Consider the following 17,795-nt stretch of genomic DNA (forward strand, 5'->3'; position numbering starts at 1 on the left):
TGTTTCGGTCTGGGCTTAAAGGCCCAGAACATCCAACATACTGTATTCGCCGGGCTTTTTATCCTGACCCCAAAGCGCTGCCTTAACCGCGCCGCGCGCAAAGATGGCGCGATCTGTGGCCAGATGGCGCAGGACAATCCGTTCGCCAGGGGCGGCAAACATCACGTCATGTTCGCCCACGATATCGCCGCCACGCACGGCATGGAACCCGATGTCTCCGCGTTTGCGAGCACCCGTGATGCCGTCACGGCCACGATCCGAGACTTTGGTCAAATCCACACCGCGCCCTTCGGCGGCAGCTTCGCCTAGCATCAACGCGGTGCCAGAAGGCGCGTCGACCTTGTGGTGGTGGTGGGCCTCAATGATCTCGATATCGAAATCCTCGTCCAAGGCGGCGGCGACCTGTTTGGTGAGTTGAACCAGAAGGTTCACACCAAGGCTCATATTGCCAGCGCGCACGATGGTTGCGTGACGCCCCGCCAGCGCAATCTGCTCAAGATCGGCATCCGATAATCCGGTTGTTCCGATCACATGCACAGCGCGGGCTTGGGCGGCGATCTCAGCCATGTCGACGGTTGCGGAAGGCGCCGTGAAATCGATCACGGCTTGCGCTTTTGCCATGGTTTCCAACGCGTCATCGGAAACCGTGACTCCAATGGGCTGGCCACCCATACATTCACCTACGTCACGGCCAACCCAGTCATTCCCCGGTCGTTCCAGTGCCCCGACCAGACGTGCGCCGTCGTTGGCCCGCACCTCTTTGATCAGCATCTGACCCATACGGCCCGAGGCCCCCATCACCACAATGCCCGGCAAATCGCTCATGATTGGTCTCCGTTTTTCGTTGAAGCTGTCTAACCTGCGCAAGGCCGGTTGGCAAAGCCCTGTTGCACCCGCGTCTTTCAACGCATAAATGGCGCATATGGCAAAGAACCGTTTTGAAGACCAACGTGGCCCCAACCAGCGACAGCTGCGCGTGGCTGAACTGATCCGCCGGACCCTGTCCGAAGCCCTGATGCGTGGCGATGTGCACGACCCTGACCTGTCTCGCATGTCCATCACTATTGGCGAGGTGCGGGTGACTGCGGACCTGTCGATCGCAACCGTCTATGCGCTGCCTTTGGGTGGCAAGGGCGGGGAAGAGGCCGTGAAGGCTTTGGCGCGCAACAAGGGCGAACTGCGTCGCCTAGTTGGCCGTGCGATCAAGATTAAGCACACACCTGAACTGCGCTTCATGGTGGATGAGACGTTTGACCAGATGGATCACACGCACCGCCTGTTGCAGCAAGAAGACGTGCAGCGCGATCTGCGTAAGCCCGACAGCGACGAGGCCGGAGAAGACTGATGGGACGCCGCAAAAAGGGGCGCGATATCCATGGCTGGCTGGTCGTGGACAAGCCAGCTGGTATCAGCTCGAATGCTGTGGTGAACAAGGTGCGCTGGGCGATGGACGCTAAGAAAGCGGGCCACGCTGGGACGTTGGACCCGGAGGCGACCGGTGTTTTGGCTGTTGCACTGGGCGAGGCGACGAAGACCGTGCCGTACATCACCGACGCGCTGAAGGCCTATGAATTTACCGTGCGTCTGGGGAAAGCCACCAACACCGATGACGCCGAGGGCGAGGTGATATTGGAAAGCGATGCGCGCCCTTCGGACGAGGAAATTCAGGCCGCACTGGCACAGTTCACCGGCGACATCATGCAGGTGCCGCCGAAGTTCTCTGCCGTGAAGATTGATGGCGAACGTGCCTATAAACTGGCCCGCGATGGCGAGGATGTCGAGATTGCTGCCCGCCCGTTGTGGGTCGAAGAGCTGGTGATGGTGTCCCGCCCGGATGCTGATCACGTCACGCTGGAAATGACCTGCGGCAAGGGCGGGTACGTGCGCTCGATCGCCCGTGATTTAGGCGACGCACTGGGCTGCCACGGCCACGTGCGCAACCTGCGCCGGATTTGGTCCGGGCCGTTTGACGCGGAAGATGGTGTGACCATCGAGCTGATTGAAGAGCTGGCCAAGACCGGAGAGCTGGACGCCTATCTGCGCCCGCTCGAGGAAGGATTGCAGGACTTGCCCGAGCTGAAAGCGAGTGCTGAAGGCGCAACGCGTTTGAAGCATGGCAATCCCGGTATGGTTTTGACGTCAGACGCGGAATATGGCGACGAGGCTTGGGCATCGTACGAGGGCAAGGCTGTCGCGGTCGGCACCTATCGGGCCGGTGAGCTGCACCCCAGTCGGGTGTTCAACCAGTAAAACCATCACCAACGATCAGAAATCGATGGCGATGCCTTTCTTTTCCCAATCACCAAAGCGCACAGGCTCGGGCCCATCGCGTCCACCCAGTTCGGTGGGCAGGGTTTTCGCCTCGGCTTCGGCCTTCTTGCGACGCTCTTCGGCTTCGGCAAGAGCGCGAATTGCGGCGGGAGGCAAGTCGCGTTTCGGGCTTTCAGGTGCGGCTTCTTCCGATTGCGGGTCCTTGGGGCTATCGTCTGACATGCGGCGATCCTTGTGATGGTGTTGGGGATGATATAGGCCGCAACACAGCGAAACGCAAAGGACAGGCAATGAGCGACCCGAAAGACGTGCGATATGTTGTGGTGGATCTTCTGGATGACGTCACAATCGAAAAAAGGTTGTTGTCCGAAGCTTTGCCCAAACGGTTGGCGAAACTGTCCGGGGAAGAACGCGCGCGGGCTCAACGCCTGGTTATGCAGACACTACGTGACATGGACCGGTGCGACCGGATGCTTGGACCGTTTCTGCGTCAGCGTCCGGTACTTCGGGTTTTGAATATCCTGCGGCTTGGCGTGTCCGAGATCTGCAATGGTGGTGCGGCGCATGGTGTAGTGAATGCTTGTGTCGAAATTGCGAAAGCACAGGCGGAAACGGAACATGCGCGCGGCTTGGTGAACGCCGTGTTGCGCAAGATCGACCGCGATCGTTCTAAGTGGGATACGCTGCCTATTCCCCGTCTGCCAAAGTGGCTGCGCAAGCCGTTGCTGGCGGATTATGGAAAGGACGCTGTTGCCGCGATGGAAGCGGTGCAGTTTGCCGGGGCTCCTGTTGATCTAACTGCGAAAACCGATGCCGGGGCGTTGGCAAAAGCTCTGAAGGGTATCCTTCTTCCCACTGGATCGGTGCGGCTGGCGGACCATGGCCAGATCACCAACCTGCCGGGATACGAGGCTGGCGATTGGTGGGTACAGGACGTCGCTGCGGCTTTGCCTGCCAAGGTTTTGGCTGCGAAAGCGGGCGAGGCCGTACTGGATATGTGCGCCGCGCCGGGTGGTAAAACCATGCAACTGGCCGCGATGGGGGCAAAAGTCACGGCGCTTGATGTTTCGGCCGGACGGATGAAACGGGTCGAGGAAAACCTGACGCGGACCAAGCTATCAGCAGAACTTGTGACCAGTGATGCCTTGGAATACGAGGGCGGGCCGTTTGATGCGATCTTGCTGGATGCGCCCTGTACCGCGACGGGCACGATCCGGCGTCATCCTGATTTGCCTTACGCGAAAGACGGAAGCGAATTTCCGGGGCTTTTTGAACTTCAGGAGCATCTGATCGATCGTGCGCTTGGGCTTTTAAAGCCCGGCGGGCGGCTGGTTTATTGCACGTGCAGTCTGTTGATTGACGAAGGTGAAGAGCAAGTGCGAGATGCGATGGGGCGACATGCAGATTTGTCTTTGGACCTTGATGCTTTGCGTTTGCCGGGCGTTGACCCCGATTGGATTGGGCCCGAAGGCTTGCGCCTTTTCCCGCATTACATGGCGGATCAAGGCGGTATGGACGGGTTCTTTATTACGTGTTTTCGCCGGAAATAATCACGCGGCCTTGATTTCGTCATGACAGGCGCGGGCGAGCATAGTATGCTTACCTCAAGCTCCCACAGAGGGGTGGACCAAAAGGTCCGGGCAAGATGAATGAGGCGAGGCAGTCGCAGTGGCTCCACAGATCGGTTCTTCCGGGTTAAGCACCCGTTTTGCAAATCGTTGGCACGCAATGCGCGCGGCCAAAGCGCGGTCTGCGGCCGGGTTTGTGTCGCAGCCAGAGCCGCGCACCATCGGTTCCTTTGCGCGTGGCAGGCAGCTTCTGGCTGGGAATTTTCTGTTTGCGGGTCACTTGGTCAATGCGCCGGATCATATGTTGTGGGACATCAAGCCACCCAACCCGGCTTTCATTGAAGAGACACAAGGGTTTGCCTGGCTGGATGATCTGGCGAGCGTCGGTGATCACGAGGCACGTAGCCGTGCCCAAGACTGGGTCTTTGGTTGGATTGACGCATATGGCAACGGGCGCGGCGAAGGTTGGACACCCGATCTGACTGGCAGGCGCTTGATCCGATGGATCAGCCATGCCCTGTTCCTGATGGGCGGCATGACATCTGAGCAAAGCGAAAGGTTCTTCCGATCTCTTGGCCAGCAGACATTGTTTTTGGCGCGCCGTTGGGGTGGTGCGACCCCGGGATTGCCCAGGTTCGAGGCGCTTACGGGCCTGATCTATGCCGGTTTCAGCCTGACGGGCGTGAAGGTGCGGGTGGATGCCGCCATCCGCGCATTGGCGCAGGAATGTGTGGAACAAATTGATAAGCAAGGCGGGATTCCTACGCGAAACCCGGAAGAGCTTCTTGAAGTGTTCACATTGTTGAACTGGGCAGCTTTGACATTGCGCGAAGTTGGGCGCGAGCCCGAGCCAGAACATCTGGAAGCCATCAATCGTATTGCACCTACGCTGCGGGCCTTGCGCCATTCAGATGGTAGCCTTGCGCGATTCCACGGCGGCGGGCGCGGATTGGATGGTCGGCTGGATCATGCTTTGGCGAATTCCGGCGTGCGCGCCACTGCGAACGAGGATCTTTCGATGGGCTATGCCCGTCTATCCGCTGGCCGGACCAGTGTGATTATCGACGGTGCGCCGCCTCCTGTCGGGAATGCGTCTGCCAATGGCCACGCATCGACCTTGGCATTCGAGCTGACATCAGGACGCAGGCCGGTGATCGTGAACTGTGGATCGGGGCTGCAGTTCGGTCAGGAATGGCACAAGGCCGGTCGCGCGACCCCTTCGCATTCCGTTTTGGGGCTGTCCGGCCAGTCTTCTTCGCGCTTATCTCAGCCGATGGTTTTGGACGGGATCGAGCGTACTTTCCTTGTACAAACACCCAAGCAAGTTCCCTTGCAGTACGTTGTTGGAACGGGAACGACTGGGATCGTTGCCGCCCATGACGGTTATATCGGTTCGCATGGATTGACCCATATGCGCAAGCTAGAGCTTGCCGTGTCAGGACGTGAGCTGTCAGGTGAAGACACGCTGACGGCTGTATCCGAAGCGGATCAGCAGAAGTTCGACACCATGCTGGACGAAACCTCGCTTCAGGGGGTGCCCTATTCGGTACGGTTTCATCTGCATCCCGAAGTCGACGCCACTTTGGATATGGGCGGAACGGCAGTGTCGCTGGCGCTCAGATCTGGTGAGATTTGGGTATTCCGCTTCGAAGGGCGCGGCGAATTGGCGCTGGAAAGCAGTGTTTATTTAGAAAAGACGCGTCTTAAGCCCCGAAAAACAAAACAAGTGGTTCTATCTGGCGTCGCAATGGACTATGCGACACGCATCCGCTGGACGCTGGCCAAGGCGCAAGACACCCCAACGGTTTTGCGGGACCTTGAAACGGGCGACCGGGCGGAGCTGCCAGATTAACAGACTTCAGGCCTTGGGGGGCCAACTGATATGACCGACCTTCATCCCGTGCGCCGCGCGCTGATTTCCGTATCCGATAAGACTGGCTTGATTGAGCTGGGACAAGCGCTGGAGGCCCGTGGGGTCGAAATCCTGTCCACCGGTGGTTCCGCCAAAGCGTTGCGTGACGCTGGCGTCGCCGTGAAAGACGTGGCCGAGGTCACCGGCTTTCCCGAGATGATGGATGGTCGTGTGAAGACACTTCACCCGATGGTACATGGTGGTCTGCTGGCGCTGCGAGACAACGATGCGCATGTTGCGTCGATGGATGAACACGGTATCGGTGCAATCGACCTTCTGGTGGTGAACCTTTATCCGTTTGAAGAAACCGTCGCCAAGGGTGCCGACTATGACACCTGTATCGAAAACATCGATATTGGCGGCCCGGCGATGATCCGTGCAGCGGCCAAGAACCATGCTTTCGTGAATGTGGTTGTGGACGTGCAGGACTATGACAAGCTGCTGGGCGACATGGACCAGCACGGTGGCGCAACCTGTCCGAAATTCCGTAAGAAACTGGCCCAAACTGCCTATGCCCGCACCGGAGCCTATGACGCCGCCGTGTCCACGTGGATGGCAAATGCACTGGAGCTTGAAGCCCCGCGCCGCCGCGCATTCGCTGGCGAGCTGAAACAGACCCTGCGCTATGGTGAGAACAGCCACCAGAAAGCTGCGTTCTATACCGACGGGTCGAACCGTCCCGGAGTGGCCACCGCGACCCAACTGCAGGGCAAGGAACTGTCCTACAACAACATCAACGATACCGACGCTGCGTTTGAACTGGTTGCCGAGTTCGACCCCGCCGTTAGCCCCGCCGTTGCGATCATCAAGCACGCCAACCCCTGTGGCGTGGCCCAGGGCGCGACACTGGTCGAGGCCTACCAGAAGGCGTTTGACTGTGACCGTACCTCGGCCTTTGGTGGTATCGTTGCGTTGAACCAGCCGCTGGATGCAGAAACCGCCACCAAGATTGTCGAGATCTTCACCGAGGTCGTGATCGCCCCCGGTGCTTCCGATGAAGCTAAGGAAATCTTCGCTGCCAAGAAAAACCTGCGTCTGCTGCTGACCGATGGTCTGCCCGACACACGTGCAGCTCTGACTGCTTACAAGCAGGTGGCTGGCGGTCTTCTGGTTCAAGACAAAGACGTGGGCTATGTAGGCATCGATGACCTGAAAGTGGTGACCGAGAAAGCGCCGACCGATGAGCAGATGAAAGATATGTTGTTCGCTTGGAAAGTTGCCAAGCACGTCAAGTCGAACGCCATCGTGTACGTGAAAGATCAAGCCACTGTGGGCGTGGGTGCCGGCCAGATGAGCCGTTTGGACAGTGCCAATGTCGCCGCCTCGAAAGCCGAACGTATGGCCGCCGAACTGGGGTTGGACGAAAGTCTAGCCAAAGGTTCCGCCGTGGCATCGGATGCGTTCTTCCCCTTCCCCGACGGTCTTTTGGAAGCCGCAGCCGCTGGTGGTACATGCGTGATCCAGCCGGGCGGCTCGATGCGCGATCAGGAAGTGATTGATGCTGCAAACGAAGCAGGCCTTGCCATGGTTTTCACCGGCATGCGTCACTTCCGGCACTAAATTATGATGCGTGTGATCGGCATATCGGCACTGGTGGCGTTCCTTCTGGATCAGCTAACCAAATATCACGCGCTGTATATTCTGGATCTGGACCGCGTTGGTGTGGTCCAGATTTGGCCGCCATATCTGGTCTACCAAATGGGCTGGAACACCGGGATCAACTTTGGCCTTTTCGGCGGCGCGGATCCAAGTGTCACACGCTGGATCTTGATCGCGTTGGCCCTAGTGATTGCTATATGGGTGGTTTGGTGGGTCCGCAAAGAACAAGTCGGCAAATTGGGCCAGATATCAGCCGGTTTGCTGATCGGCGGGGCGCTCGGCAATGTGGTGGACCGCATCTATTACGGGGCTGTGGTTGATTTTTTGAACACCTCGTGCTGCGGAATCCAAAACCCATATTCCTTCAATGTTGCGGATGTTTTTGTCTTTGCGGGGGCAATTGGGCTGGTTCTTTTTACATCATCCAACAAGACCCCGTGACGCGGCTTTCTATATGGGCTAATAAACCCATAGATTACCTTGGGGATTGGACGTGGAATGCGTGTATCGTCTGTGAAATTTCTGACACTTAGCGCCATTATTCTAGGGCTCGCTGCTTGTGCTGATCGCGATCCTTCGCTGATGAACTTGCGTGCAACACAGGATGGGCCGGATGAATTCGCCATTCTGCCAACCAAACCTTTGCAGGAACCCAAAAGCTACTCGGACCTTCCAACGCCGACGCCCGGAAAGGCCAATCTGACCGATCCGACGCCAAAAGCCGATGCCGTTGCTGCGCTGGGTGGAAATCTGGGGTCCGGAAAACTGCGTGGTGGCGAAGGCGCTTTGGTCAGCGCGGCGAGCCGGTACGGAGTCTCCTCGAATATTCGCGAAGTTCTGGCGGCCTCGGACCTTGAGTGGCGCAAAGATAATCGCGGCCGCGTGTTGGAGCGGTTGTTCAACGTGAACGTCTACTATCGCGCCTATGAAGCCATGCATCTTGATCAACATCGCGAGCTTGAACGCCTTCGTCGTTTGGGGCTGTGGACCCCGGCTGCTCCACCTGAAGCGGTGACCGATCAGTAAAAAGGGGCCTTCGGGCCCTTTTTCATTATGTGGCGCTCATGCGGGGATTATTGATCACATCTGCGTTGCCAAGGCTTGAAGAGCCCGCAATCACACGTAGATTTAACCCGTCATTGAAGGAGCACTATATGCGTTTCATTTTAGCAGGCTTGCTGGCGCTCGGGTTGGCATCACCATTGTCAGCGAAAGACGATGTGAGCAGCTATACGCTGGATAACGGGTTGGAAGTTGTCGTTATCGAAGATCGTCGGGCTCCGGTTGTCGTGCATATGCTCTGGTACCGGGCTGGTGCGGCGGATGAGACACCCGGCGTTTCAGGCGTCGCACATTTTCTTGAGCACCTTTTGTTCAAGGAAACCGAGAATTATGAGGCCGGGGCGCTAAGCCGAATTGTGGCCGAGAACGGTGGCTCCGACAACGCCTTCACCTCGCAAGACTACACGGCATATTTTCAGCGCGTCGCATCTGATCGTCTTGGCTTGATGATGGAAATGGAATCGGGCCGTGTACGTGATCTGATCCTGTCCGAAGATGACATTGCCACCGAACGCGACGTGATTTTGGAAGAGCGCGCCCAGCGTACCGATAGTGAACCAGGCGCTTTGTTTCGCGAGCAGATGAATGCTGCGTCTTATCTGAATCACCCTTACGGCATTCCGGTGATCGGCTGGCGTCATGAAATGGAGCAACTGTCCCGCGAAGACGCATTGGCGTTTTATGAGCGGTTCTATGCTCCTAACAATGCGGTGCTTGTTGTGGCAGGTGATGTCGCGCCGGAAGAGGTTTTGGAGCTGGCCAAAACACATTACGGTCCTTTGGCGCCCACTCACGATTTGGGCAAGCGCGAGCGTGTCCAAGAACCCCCGCAATTGGCGGAAAGACGCCTTCGCTTCGCTGATCCACGTGTTGCGCAGCCTTATGTGTTGCGGACCTATCAAGCCCCTGAACGCGACAGCGGTGCGCAGGAAGAAGCTGCGGCGCTTGTCTATCTGGCCGAAATTCTGGGCGGAAACGGAGCGACTTCGGTTCTGGGGCGTGCGCTGCAATTTGACGAACAGATCGCAGTGTATGCAGCTGCTGGGTATCGATCTGTTTCGCTAGACGACACCAGTTTCACTCTGATTGTTGTTCCTACTGCTGAGGTTTCCTTGAAAGACGCCGAAGCCGCTTTGGACCGCGAGATTGCAGAGTTCTTGGAAACCGGCATTGACCCCGAACAATTCGAGCGCGTGAAGTTCCAAATCCGTGCGGGCGACGTCTATTCGCAAGACAATGTCATGTCGCGCGCCGAACGGTACGGAGAGGCACTGACCTCGGGTTTGACAGTCGAAGATGTCATGGCATGGCCGGATGTGCTTCAGGCCGTCACCCCCGAAGACGTAATGAAGGCAGCGCGCGCGTTGTTTGACGACCGCAAAGCGGTGACCGGGTGGCTTGTGCCCGAAGGCGGAGACGAAATGTAATGAAACAAATTGCACTCATCTTGGTGGCCTTAGTCACCTTTACCCTGCCCGCACGCGCAGAAGTCCCGATTCAGGAAGTAACGTCCGAAAACGGCCATACGGCTTGGTTGGTTGAGGAACCTGCGCTGCCCTTCACCGCACTTGAGATTCGGTTTCGCGGAGGGACGGTTTTGGACCGTCCCGGCAAGCGCGGGTCCGTGAACCTGATGATGGGTTTGTTGGAAGAGGGCGCGGATGATCTGGACGCGCAGGGATTTGCCGAAGTACGCGAGGCTTTGGCTGCGTCTTATGGATTTGATGCCGGGGAAGACACGATCGGAATTTCGGCTCAGTTCCTGACGGAAAACCGGGACGAGGCTGTAGCGCTTTTGCACAAGGCGCTGACAGCGCCCCGGTTTGATGTCACCGCGATTGATCGGGTGCGCGGACAGATTCTGTCCCACCTGTCATCACGTGCAACCGATCCCAACTCGATCGTCGGTGACGCCTTCGATGCCGCGGCCTATGGGGACCATCCCTATGGCAGCTACGATGGAGGAACGGTTGAAAGCGTAACAGCGCTGACGCGTGAAGACATCCTGAATGCGTACAAGGATACACTCGCGTTGGATCGCATCTATGTTGCCGCTGTTGGGGACATCACGGCCGAGCAGCTTGGCCCCATTCTGGATCGCCTGTTCGATGGATTGCCTCAGACCGGCGCGGCCTTGCCTGATAGGGTCGAGTTTGGATTGCCCGGCGGAACCACTGTTGTGCCGTTCGATACCCCGCAATCCGTTGCCCTTTTCGGACATGACGGAATCAAACGCGAAGATCCCGACTTCTTCGCCGCCTATGTGGTGAACACAGTTCTTGGTGGCCCAAGCTCTATCTCGCGTCTGATGAACGAGGTACGTGAAGAGCGCGGTTTGACCTATGGGATCGGCTCGTATCTGGTGCCGGCGGAATGGACTGAAAGCGTGCTGGGGCAGTTCTCAAGCCAAAACGCGGTGATCGGTGAAGCAATCGACGTGGTGCGTGATGAGTGGGCGAAAATTGCCAGCGAAGGCATCACGCAAGAGGAACTGACGGCGGCGCAAACCTATCTGACAGGGTCGTACCCGCTGCGCTTTGATGGCAACGCCAACATTGCCAACATCATGGTCGCGATGCAATTAGAGGGGCTTCCGATTGACTACATCGCGACCCGGAATGATCAGGTCATGGCGGTTACCTTGGACGAAGCAAATCGCGTCGCGTCAGAGCTTTACCACCCTGACACGCTGCATTTCGTGGTTGTCGGTCAGCCGGACGGTGTTGTGTCGAATTAGCCTTTTTCCGCAATGGTCGAATCGGGCGTGGATATGCTAAGTTTTGTGCCATGCCCGAAGGAAACCCCCAGATAAGCCCGGATTCTGCCGTGAACCGCCCTGTTATCCGCCAATTGGATGATGCTGCAATCAATCGGATTGCAGCAGGTGAAGTGGTGGAACGTCCGGCTTCGGCGGTGAAAGAACTGGTGGAAAACGCCATCGATGCAGGGGCGACCCGGATCGAGGTTTCTTATGCTGATGGCGGCAAAACACTGATCCGCGTGACCGATGATGGTTGTGGCATTGCACCGGATGATCTGGAGCTGGCGTTGTCACGTCATGCGACGTCAAAGATTGATGGTTCTGATCTTCTGGACATCCACACATTTGGGTTTCGGGGCGAGGCGCTGCCGTCGCTCGGCGCGGTGGGGCGTCTGACCATAACCTCGCGTGCTGACGGCTTTGACGCGGCAGTGATCCGCGTGGCTGGCGGCAAGACGGACCCGGTGAAACCCGCGGCCTTGTCCGGCGGCACGGTGGTCGAGCTGCGTGACCTTTTCTACGCCACGCCCGCCCGCCTGAAGTTCTTGCGCACTGACCGGGCCGAGGCTCAGGCGATCAGCGATGTGGTGAAACGTCTGGCGATGGCCGAGCCGCACATCGGCTTCACATTGCGAGATGTCTCGGGTGGGCGCGAGGGACGTGTGACCTTCCGGGCAGATCCCGAAACTGGCGACATGTTCGACGCGCTGTCGGGCCGTTTGGCGACAATCTTGGGTCGGGATTTCGCGGAAAATGCAATCCCGATTGATGCCGAACGCGAGGGGCTGCGGCTGACCGGGTTTGCCGCGCTGCCGACCTATTCACGGGGCGCTGCTGTTGCGCAGTTTCTGTTCGTGAATGGCCGCCCAGTTAAGGACAAGCTGCTGACCGGCGCGCTTCGGGCCGCCTATTTCGATTTCCTGTCCCGCGACCGCCATCCCGCAGCGGCTCTGTTCGTCTCGTGTGATCCGCATCTGGTTGACGTAAACGTCCACCCCGCGAAATCCGAGGTCAGGTTCCGCGAACCCGGCATCGCGCGCGGGCTGATCGTCTCGGGACTGCGTCACGCATTGGCGAATGCAGGGCATCGGGCGTCGACTACAGTGGCGGGTGCGACGCTGGGCGCGATGCGACCGGAGCAGACCGAACCGCGCGTTTATCAGATGGACCGGCCCAGCCTTGGGGCGATGCGCTCCTCCTATCAGGCGCAGGCGCCCACACCTGAGGCGCCCGGTTTCGCTGAAATGTCCACGCCCTCGGCCCGGTTTGACCCGGTTGTCGAGCCCGAACAAGACGCCCCGCAAGAGGCGCTTCCCTTGGGTGCCGCCCGCGCGCAGGTGCACGAGAACTACATCGTCGCTCAAACCGAGACCGGTATGGTGATCGTCGATCAACATGCGGCGCATGAGCGGCTTGTGTATGAGAAGCTTAAACGCCAGATGGCCGAAAACGGCGTGGCCCGTCAGGCGCTTCTGATCCCCGAGATTGTCGAGCTGTCAGCAGGTGATGTGGCGCGGCTGCTCGAAGTGTCCGAAAACCTTGCCGCCATGGGTCTGGTCATCGAGCCCTTCGGCGGGGACGCCGTCGCCGTGCGCGAAACCCCCGCCATACTGGGCGAGATCAATGCCACTGCGATGATCAAGGATGTGCTGGACGAATTGGCAGACCTTGGCGATAGCAATATGGTGCAGGCCAAGATCGAGGCCGTCCTGTCCCGCGTCGCCTGTCACGGATCAATCCGCTCTGGCCGCTGGATGCGCCCCGAAGAAATGAACGCCCTTCTGCGCGAAATGGAGGCCACGCCCCATTCCGGCCAGTGCAACCACGGGCGCCCCACTTATGTGGAGCTGAAACTTGCAGATATCGAAAGGCTGTTTGGACGCACATGATCCAGATCGGTGACAAGACCTATGACCTCTCTGACCCGTTGGTGTTGTTGACGCTGGGGGGTATTGCGCTGGCTGTTCTGATGTTCATCTTACTGGTGGTCGTTCTGCGCCGTGCGGGCCGGTCGACCCAAGTGACCGAGGATCTGGCCCGCCAGATGGGTGGCCTTGGACAGGCGGTTCAGGTGCTGGGTGCAGGGCAAGATCAGCTGTCGGGCGGGCTGCGCACTGTGTCGGATGCGCAGGCGACCGGGCAAACGCAGGTCTTGCAAGCGATGGAGAGCCGTCTGGCGCATGTACAGCAGCAGATGAATGACCGTCTGCACGACAACGCGATGAAATCCGCGCGCGCCATGTCCGAGCTGCAAGAGCGCATGAAGGAAAGCCTTCAGGGCAACACGGTCAAGACGACCCAAAGCCTGACGCAGTTGCAGGAACGGCTGGCCGTGATTGACAAAGCGCAGGACAACATCACGCGGCTGTCGGGCGATGTGCTAAGCCTTCAGGACATCCTGTCGAACAAGCAAACCCGCGGCGCGTTTGGGGAAATCCAGCTGACCGATATCGTGTCCAAGGCATTGCCGAAAGACAGCTATGACCTGCAACAGACACTCTCGAACGGCAAACGGGCGGATTGTCTGATCCACCTGCCGAACCCTCCGGGGCCGATTGTGATCGACTCGAAATTTCCGTTGGAGGCCTATGAGGCACTGCGCAAAGCTGACACGCAATACGAGTTGAACGAGGCCGCCAAGGCGATGAAGGTCGCGGTGAAGGCCCACATCAAAGCAATCTCGGAAAAATACATCATCGAAGGCGAAACCGCCGATGGCGCGCTGATGTTCCTGCCGTCCGAAGCCGTCTATGCCGAGCTGCACGCGAACTTCCCCGAACTGGTCCGCGAAGGGTTCGAGGCGCGCGTCTGGATCGTCTCGCCGACCACCTGCATGGCGACGCTGAACACCATGCGCGCGATCCTGAAAGACGCGCGAATGCGCGAACAGGCGGGCGAGATCCGCAAGATGCTGAAAAACCTACACCGCGACGTGGAGCTGGTGGTGGAACGCGCTGGCAAGTTGGAGACTCATTTCGATCAGGCCCGCCGGGATGTCGAGGGGATTACCACGGCGGCCGAGCGTGCAGGGAAACGCGCTGCGCGGCTGGATAACTTTGATTTTGAAGAGCTGTCCGACGGGGCCGAGAACGTGGTGCCGATTGGGAAGGGGTAGTACGCGTTGCTGAGAAGGGTGAAGCGGATACTGTACAATCTCCGATTATTGAGAGCTCATGATTTTGTTGTGAAACGAGAATTCGAGAAAGCAAATAAGATAGCTTTCAAGCTTGTTGGAAAATACCCGAACGCAGTGGTCTGCAACTTGCACTTGGCAGAAACCACTTTGTTTATGGGCGACACTGAACAGGCCAAGCTGCGATACGAAAAAACGCGCCAGCTTCTCGAAAGCAACACTCAGCTAAGCAAAGAAAATCGACGCTTCTTTGCTGCGGTCATTAATTTCAGAATGATGGCGATTGAGTACAAAACCGCGGGGCACGTGTGGGCGAAAGCTGGTGGATTTGCGAAGGCAATCAATGAACTTGAAGCGGATGCGCTCGCGAAGAGGCTCTTTCTATTGCCGGAATAGTCGTTTCTGCAAGTTCATTGCTGCTTGTTCACCCGTCTTCTTTGCCCAAACCTCAGTTTCTGTCCATTCTTCGGATTTAGCTTTTATAGCCTCAACGCTCCAAAGCTTGACGACCCCTTCATCTGGGATGTCATCGGTTTCACTTTCAATTACGACGAATGTGCTTCGGTCGGGGTCATTCGGTGCCATGCCCGCTCGTAGACAAAGGTCAACAATCTGGCGACTTCCTTGAATATAGCTGCATTCGCCAGAAAGCATTTTTGTACAAAGATCTAATAATCGTTGTTCTGCTTTCGCGGTGCGATGTGAATCTTGATCCATTTCAATAACCTACCAGATCTTGCACGAACCGCCAGACAGCTGACAGTACTTGAATTTCTTTCACCCCTCCCATACCACATTCAACCCCATTTACCCCTGTGATCGGCTGACGACCTTCAGACTGGCCTCCGCCTATCTGTCCGCCCCTTCTGGTTCAACGCAGTGATACGCCCGCCCATCAGGTAGCTTACACAACGCCTCGTAAAACCCGGTTTCGAGCGTGTGATAAAGGGGGATCTGGTGGTTGGCTTCTTGCCAATCCAGATAGTTGCTGCAGGCTTCGATGTAGTAAATCTCTCGTCGTTTTGGCGAGACATACCATTGGTCGAACGCGGCCGACACTGCGGCTCCGGCATCCTGCGTGTCTGACATGGTCTGTTCGAAACGCGCGGCGATATCTGACTGGGACGCCCAGTCGGACAGGGCTGTCCAAACCGTCTCGTCCCCGGTCTCTTTCATATCCCAAGCGATCAGAAGCGTGATTGCACTGGCGTCGGCCTCAAGCGCGAAAGTGGCGTGGGCATATTCCTTCATGGCCAGATCGGTAGAGGGGCAGGTTCCGTTCATGGACTGCCACAAGTGGCGCAACTCGTGCAGCAAAACGGCACGCTGAAGGCTCAGGGGGAGGTCGGGTTCGATGACAATCCGATTGCCCTCGGTATCCAGAAATCCGATCGCATTGTTCATCTGGTCTGAAAAACATAGCGAGGTGTCGGTTGCGCTGATGGTCCGGCCGATCGTGGGGAAACGGGCAAAGGTTGGCTGCAGGCTGTCGAGCAGATGCGTCAGTTTCTTCTGGTCTTCCGTTTCGGGTGCGGGATTGACCAGATTGATGCAAGGCTCTGCTGAAAGCGTCGCAGGCATTACGAGCGAAAGGATCAGAAAGAGAGCTGACAGTCGGGGCATGGCCGAGATGTTGTCCACTATCGTTTGCATTGTCCAGCTTTACGCAGTGGGTCAAGCAGTCCGCTTAAGCGTCCCGCACCTCATTCAGCTCCATATGACCCTCTGACCGGCTGAACACGCGGCGGAGTATCGGCTCGAAGAACTCCAAAGGTTTCGTCGGATAGTTCGGGTCGAACGAGTTCTGGTCGTACTCGTGGCAGAATTTCACGCAGGCGTCATAGTGCGGGTTGTCTTTGTACTTTTCGCGGGCGTGGCGGTCTCCGCCAAGGTGGTGGTTGTAGTAGTAGCCTTGGAAAACGCAGTGGTGTTTCAGGATCCAGTGGGTGCGCTCGGACACATAGGGTTTCACGATGGCGGCGGCCAGTTCTCCGTGGTTAAAAGGCGATAGCGTGTCGCCCAGATCGTGCAGAAGGGCAGCGATAACAAGGTCTTCCGGTTCGCCTGCTTCATGGGCACGGGTCGCTGATTGCAGCGAGTGTTGATAGCGGTTGATCGGATAAGGAGTGTCTTCCTCGTCCAGCTCTTTCAGCGCATCCAGAAGGCGGTCGGCGACGGCGTTCGCATAGGCCTCGTCATATTCCATGACGGCAAGGAAATCTTCCTTGGTGGCGTTCTCGAAACTTGTCCAAGTGGGTTTGCGTTTGTCCAGCATGGCGGCCTCCCTTTTGGGTCAGCCTAGCATGGCTTATCCGCCATGCTGGTCATTTTGCGACGTCGCGATCAGGCGGTGTGATCGACCACGGCGACGTGTTGGGCCAGTTCATTCACGTGACCCATCCAAGTCTCGATCAGTTCGGGATCGGCGGTGGCTGCGGTGACGCCTGCAGGCGCCTTGCCGTCAAGGATCATGTCGATGGCAAGCGATACGGGGGTCGAAACAAGCCGCGCCATGGCGGTGCCACGATCGTCGCCCCAAGCGTCCATGACATAAGTTTTGTGATAGGCATCAGCGCCGTTTTTCTGAGCCTTCAACGCGACGCACATGATCACGCGGTCGGGTTCGCCATCTTCATATGAGTTTTCATCCCAGAATTGGTCGGACATTTCCTTCAGGCGGGCGTCACCGGCGTCACCTTCCAGCGTTTCGACCTCGGCAAACACGTCTTTCCACGCATCCGCCCAGCCGTTCAGACGCAGGGTGCCGCGCACGAAGGTGTCGACGTCCCATGCGGGGTCAAACTTGTAGTCCTCCATGAAGGGGATCGAGTCGCGGTTCGGGTAAACCTCGAAGCTTTCGGATTGTTGAAGCGGCGCGTCGTAGCTGCTGATCGCGTCCCATGGGCGGGCGACGTCGTAGGGCTTGCCGTCTTTGATGGATTTTGACGGGGAGCGCAGGGCTTTAAGAACGCCCAAAGGCGACCAGCTGAACTTATACCGAAACGGGTTCGGGATTTTTGGGACGCCGCCGCAATAGGATATGAAGCTCAGCTTGTTGCCCACATCATAGGCGTCCGAGGCGCGGTAGTCCGCGACCAGCCAGTGCGCCATTAGGTGGTCGATGCCGGGGTCCAGACCGATCTCGTTTATGCAGGCCAGCCCGGCTTCTTTGAACGCGCCATCCAGCGCCTTCATTTCGGGCGCGATATAGCTGGAGGACACGAAATGCGCGCCCTTCTCGAGGCAGAGTTTGGCGACGGGGACATGCAGGTCTCCGGGCAGCATTGACACGGCGATGTCGCCAGGTTTCAGGGCGTCGGCCAGAGCGTCCAGCGAAAACGCGCGGATGTCTTTGGTCAGATCGCCCATGGCTTCTTGTGCTTTTTCGACGGTCCGGTTCCAGACGGTGACCTCTCGTCCATTCTCAATCAGACGACGCAGGCCGGGGATGGCCGACAGGCCGGTGCCACACCAGTGGATAGTCATAAG

At 58.0% G+C, this 17,795-nt stretch carries 18 protein-coding genes; 12 read left to right on the top strand and 6 right to left on the bottom strand.

Annotated elements, in window-relative coordinates:
* Nucleotides 1–15: 15 nt before the first annotated feature.
* Nucleotides 16–825 carry a 4-hydroxy-tetrahydrodipicolinate reductase gene (dapB, locus tag MWU55_RS03855; RefSeq protein WP_246934405.1) on the bottom strand — a complete coding sequence of 270 codons (810 nt, stop codon included), beginning with the start codon at nucleotides 823–825 and terminating at the stop codon, nucleotides 16–18.
* A gap of 97 nt (nucleotides 826–922) precedes the next feature.
* On the opposite strand from dapB, the gene rbfA reads away from it, so the two are divergent.
* Nucleotides 923–1,345: a 30S ribosome-binding factor RbfA gene (gene rbfA / locus MWU55_RS03860; protein ID WP_246934407.1), complete on the top strand. Its 423-nt coding sequence runs from the start codon at nucleotides 923–925 to the stop codon at nucleotides 1,343–1,345.
* A complete protein-coding gene (gene truB, locus MWU55_RS03865; protein WP_246934409.1) occupies nucleotides 1,345–2,250 on the top strand; it encodes a tRNA pseudouridine(55) synthase TruB in 906 nt (301 codons plus the stop codon). The genes rbfA and truB overlap by 1 nt, the downstream gene beginning before the upstream one ends.
* A 15-nt stretch (nucleotides 2,251–2,265) precedes the next feature.
* Here truB and MWU55_RS03870 read toward each other — a convergent pair whose 3' ends face one another.
* The gene (locus tag MWU55_RS03870) at nucleotides 2,266–2,493 is read right to left on the bottom strand and encodes a DUF1674 domain-containing protein (RefSeq protein WP_246934411.1); all 228 of its coding nucleotides are present in this window, start codon (nucleotides 2,491–2,493) and stop codon (nucleotides 2,266–2,268) included.
* Between the two features lie 68 nt (nucleotides 2,494–2,561).
* Here MWU55_RS03870 and MWU55_RS03875 point away from each other — a divergent pair, with 68 nt between their 5' ends.
* The 10 genes from MWU55_RS03875 (at nucleotide 2,562) to MWU55_RS03920 (ending at nucleotide 14,702) form a co-directional block, all read left to right on the top strand.
* Nucleotides 2,562–3,821, top strand: a complete 1,260-nt coding sequence (locus MWU55_RS03875) for an RsmB/NOP family class I SAM-dependent RNA methyltransferase (RefSeq protein ID WP_246934412.1) — start codon at nucleotides 2,562–2,564, stop codon at nucleotides 3,819–3,821.
* A 178-nt stretch (nucleotides 3,822–3,999) separates the two neighbouring features.
* On the top strand, nucleotides 4,000–5,691 hold the full coding sequence (locus MWU55_RS03880) for a heparinase II/III family protein (protein ID WP_246934413.1): 1,692 nt from the start codon (nucleotides 4,000–4,002) through the stop codon (nucleotides 5,689–5,691).
* A gap of 30 nt (nucleotides 5,692–5,721) precedes the next feature.
* Nucleotides 5,722–7,311 (top strand): bifunctional phosphoribosylaminoimidazolecarboxamide formyltransferase/IMP cyclohydrolase, encoded by a 1,590-nt coding sequence (gene purH, locus MWU55_RS03885; RefSeq protein ID WP_246934414.1) that lies wholly within the window; start codon nucleotides 5,722–5,724, stop codon nucleotides 7,309–7,311.
* A 3-nt stretch (nucleotides 7,312–7,314) separates the two neighbouring features.
* Nucleotides 7,315–7,791, top strand: coding sequence for a signal peptidase II (gene lspA / locus MWU55_RS03890; RefSeq protein WP_348646210.1), 477 nt, complete (start codon nucleotides 7,315–7,317; stop codon nucleotides 7,789–7,791).
* Nucleotides 7,792–7,848: 57 nt separating this feature from the next.
* The gene (locus tag MWU55_RS03895; protein ID WP_246934415.1) at nucleotides 7,849–8,376 is read left to right on the top strand and encodes a DUF3035 domain-containing protein; all 528 of its coding nucleotides are present in this window, start codon (nucleotides 7,849–7,851) and stop codon (nucleotides 8,374–8,376) included.
* A 128-nt stretch (nucleotides 8,377–8,504) separates the two neighbouring features.
* On the top strand, nucleotides 8,505–9,839 hold the full coding sequence (locus MWU55_RS03900; RefSeq protein ID WP_246934416.1) for a pitrilysin family protein: 1,335 nt from the start codon (nucleotides 8,505–8,507) through the stop codon (nucleotides 9,837–9,839).
* Nucleotides 9,839–11,149 carry a pitrilysin family protein gene (locus MWU55_RS03905; protein ID WP_246934417.1) on the top strand — a complete coding sequence of 437 codons (1,311 nt, stop codon included), beginning with the start codon at nucleotides 9,839–9,841 and terminating at the stop codon, nucleotides 11,147–11,149. Before MWU55_RS03900 ends, MWU55_RS03905 begins: the two co-directional genes overlap by 1 nt.
* 50 nt (nucleotides 11,150–11,199) lie before the next feature.
* Complete coding sequence (gene mutL / locus MWU55_RS03910) at nucleotides 11,200–13,062, top strand: DNA mismatch repair endonuclease MutL (protein WP_246934418.1); 1,863 nt, start codon at nucleotides 11,200–11,202, stop codon at nucleotides 13,060–13,062.
* Nucleotides 13,059–14,288: a DNA recombination protein RmuC gene (gene rmuC, locus MWU55_RS03915; RefSeq protein ID WP_246934419.1), complete on the top strand. Its 1,230-nt coding sequence runs from the start codon at nucleotides 13,059–13,061 to the stop codon at nucleotides 14,286–14,288. The genes mutL and rmuC overlap by 4 nt, the downstream gene beginning before the upstream one ends.
* Nucleotides 14,289–14,357: 69 nt before the next feature.
* Nucleotides 14,358–14,702 carry a hypothetical protein gene (locus MWU55_RS03920; RefSeq protein WP_246934420.1) on the top strand — a complete coding sequence of 115 codons (345 nt, stop codon included), beginning with the start codon at nucleotides 14,358–14,360 and terminating at the stop codon, nucleotides 14,700–14,702.
* Here the strand turns inward: MWU55_RS03920 and MWU55_RS03925 are convergent.
* The 4 genes from MWU55_RS03925 to MWU55_RS03940 all read right to left on the bottom strand — a co-directional run bounded on the left by MWU55_RS03925 (nucleotide 14,688) and on the right by MWU55_RS03940 (nucleotide 17,792).
* The gene (locus tag MWU55_RS03925; RefSeq protein WP_246934421.1) at nucleotides 14,688–15,023 is read right to left on the bottom strand and encodes a hypothetical protein; all 336 of its coding nucleotides are present in this window, start codon (nucleotides 15,021–15,023) and stop codon (nucleotides 14,688–14,690) included. The genes MWU55_RS03920 and MWU55_RS03925 overlap by 15 nt on opposite strands.
* 132 nt (nucleotides 15,024–15,155) lie before the next feature.
* Nucleotides 15,156–15,959, bottom strand: coding sequence for a DUF6782 family putative metallopeptidase (locus tag MWU55_RS03930; protein WP_246934422.1), 804 nt, complete (start codon nucleotides 15,957–15,959; stop codon nucleotides 15,156–15,158).
* 34 nt (nucleotides 15,960–15,993) lie between these two features.
* A complete protein-coding gene (locus tag MWU55_RS03935) occupies nucleotides 15,994–16,581 on the bottom strand; it encodes an HD domain-containing protein (protein ID WP_246934423.1) in 588 nt (195 codons plus the stop codon).
* A 68-nt stretch (nucleotides 16,582–16,649) separates the two neighbouring features.
* The gene (locus MWU55_RS03940; RefSeq protein WP_246934424.1) at nucleotides 16,650–17,792 is read right to left on the bottom strand and encodes a saccharopine dehydrogenase family protein; all 1,143 of its coding nucleotides are present in this window, start codon (nucleotides 17,790–17,792) and stop codon (nucleotides 16,650–16,652) included.
* Nucleotides 17,793–17,795: the final 3 nt, after the last annotated feature.

It is taken from the genome of Aliiroseovarius sp. F20344 (assembly GCF_023016155.1).
GTDB lineage: Bacteria > Pseudomonadota > Alphaproteobacteria > Rhodobacterales > Rhodobacteraceae > Aliiroseovarius.